This window comes from Pseudomonas sp. MEJ108 (assembly GCF_030208985.1).
Lineage (GTDB): Bacteria > Pseudomonadota > Gammaproteobacteria > Pseudomonadales > Pseudomonadaceae > Aquipseudomonas > Aquipseudomonas fragariae.
In genome coordinates, this window is record NZ_JARVSW010000007.1 from 1 (window position 1) to 2,611 (window position 2,611).

At 52.3% G+C, this 2,611-nt stretch carries 1 rRNA gene; it reads left to right on the forward strand.

Annotated features, from left to right (window positions below):
* A 23S ribosomal RNA gene (locus tag QRN50_RS04325) occupies positions 1 to 2,585 on the forward strand; the annotation flags it as partial.
* Positions 2,586 to 2,611 lie beyond the last annotated feature (26 nt).

Here is a 2,611-nt window from a genome sequence, read left to right on the forward strand (position 1 = left end):
GGCCATAGTGGGTGATAGCCCTGTACGCGAAAATCCCTTTGCAATGAAATCGAGTAGGACGGGGCACGAGAAACCTTGTCTGAATATGGGGGGACCATCCTCCAAGGCTAAATACTACTGACTGACCGATAGTGAACCAGTACCGTGAGGGAAAGGCGAAAAGAACCGCGGAGAGCGGAGTGAAATAGATCCTGAAACCGTATGCGTACAAGCAGTGGGAGCCCACTTTGTTGGGTGACTGCGTACCTTTTGTATAATGGGTCAGCGACTTATTTTCAGTGGCGAGCTTAACCGAATAGGGGAGGCGTAGCGAAAGCGAGTCTTAATAGGGCGTCTAGTCGCTGGGAATAGACCCGAAACCGGGCGATCTATCCATGGGCAGGTTGAAGGTTGGGTAACACTAACTGGAGGACCGAACCGACTACCGTTGAAAAGTTAGCGGATGACCTGTGGATCGGAGTGAAAGGCTAATCAAGCTCGGAGATAGCTGGTTCTCCTCGAAAGCTATTTAGGTAGCGCCTCATGTATCACTGTAGGGGGTAGAGCACTGTTTCGGCTAGGGGGTCATCCCGACTTACCAAACCGATGCAAACTCCGAATACCTACAAGTGCCGAGCATGGGAGACACACGGCGGGTGCTAACGTCCGTCGTGAAAAGGGAAACAACCCAGACCGTCAGCTAAGGTCCCAAAGTCATGGTTAAGTGGGAAACGATGTGGGAAGGCTTAGACAGCTAGGAGGTTGGCTTAGAAGCAGCCACCCTTTAAAGAAAGCGTAATAGCTCACTAGTCGAGTCGGCCTGCGCGGAAGATGTAACGGGGCTCAAACCATGCACCGAAGCTACGGGTATCATCTTAGGATGATGCGGTAGAGGAGCGTTCTGTAAGCCTGTGAAGGTGAGTTGAGAAGCTTGCTGGAGGTATCAGAAGTGCGAATGCTGACATGAGTAACGACAATGGGTGTGAAAAACACCCACGCCGAAAGACCAAGGTTTCCTGCGCAACGTTAATCGACGCAGGGTTAGTCGGTCCCTAAGGCGAGGCTGAAAAGCGTAGTCGATGGAAAACAGGTTAATATTCCTGTACTTCTGGTTATTGCGATGGAGGGACGGAGAAGGCTAGGCCAGCCTGGCGTTGGTTGTCCAGGTTTAAGGTGGTAGGCTGAGATCTTAGGTAAATCCGGGATCTTAAGGCCGAGAGCTGATGACGAGTGTTCTTTTAGAACACGAAGTGGTTGATGCCATGCTTCCAAGAAAAGCTTCTAAGCTTCAGGTAACCAGGAACCGTACCCCAAACCGACACAGGTGGTTGGGTAGAGAATACCAAGGCGCTTGAGAGAACTCGGGTGAAGGAACTAGGCAAAATGGCACCGTAACTTCGGGAGAAGGTGCGCCGGTGGAGGTGAAGCATTTACTGCGTAAGCCCCTGCCGGTCGAAGATACCAGGCCGCTGCGACTGTTTATTAAAAACACAGCACTCTGCAAACACGAAAGTGGACGTATAGGGTGTGACGCCTGCCCGGTGCCGGAAGGTTAATTGATGGGGTTAGCGCAAGCGAAGCTCTTGATCGAAGCCCCGGTAAACGGCGGCCGTAACTATAACGGTCCTAAGGTAGCGAAATTCCTTGTCGGGTAAGTTCCGACCTGCACGAATGGCGTAACGATGGCGGCGCTGTCTCCACCCGAGACTCAGTGAAATTGAAATCGCTGTGAAGATGCAGTGTATCCGCGGCTAGACGGAAAGACCCCGTGAACCTTTACTATAGCTTTGCACTGGACTTTGAATTTGCTTGTGTAGGATAGGTGGGAGGCTTTGAAGCGTGGACGCCAGTCTGCGTGGAGCCAACCTTGAAATACCACCCTGGCAACTTTGAGGTTCTAACTCAGGTCCGTTATCCGGATCGAGGACAGTGTATGGTGGGTAGTTTGACTGGGGCGGTCTCCTCCTAAAGAGTAACGGAGGAGTACGAAGGTGCGCTCAGACCGGTCGGAAATCGGTCGTAGAGTATAAAGGCAAAAGCGCGCTTGACTGCGAGACAGACACGTCGAGCAGGTACGAAAGTAGGTCTTAGTGATCCGGTGGTTCTGTATGGAAGGGCCATCGCTCAACGGATAAAAGGTACTCCGGGGATAACAGGCTGATACCGCCCAAGAGTTCATATCGACGGCGGTGTTTGGCACCTCGATGTCGGCTCATCACATCCTGGGGCTGAAGCCGGTCCCAAGGGTATGGCTGTTCGCCATTTAAAGTGGTACGCGAGCTGGGTTTAGAACGTCGTGAGACAGTTCGGTCCCTATCTGCCGTGGACGTTTGAGATTTGAGAGGGGCTGCTCCTAGTACGAGAGGACCGGAGTGGACGAACCTCTGGTGTTCCGGTTGTCACGCCAGTGGCATTGCCGGGTAGCTATGTTCGGAAAAGATAACCGCTGAAAGCATCTAAGCGGGAAACTTGCCTCAAGATGAGATCTCACTGGAACCTTGAGTTCCCTGAAGGGCCGTCGAAGACTACGACGTTGATAGGTTGGGTGTGTAAGCGCTGTGAGGCGTTGAGCTAACCAATACTAATTGCCCGTGAGGCTTGACCATATAACACCCAAGCAATTTGCGTCGAA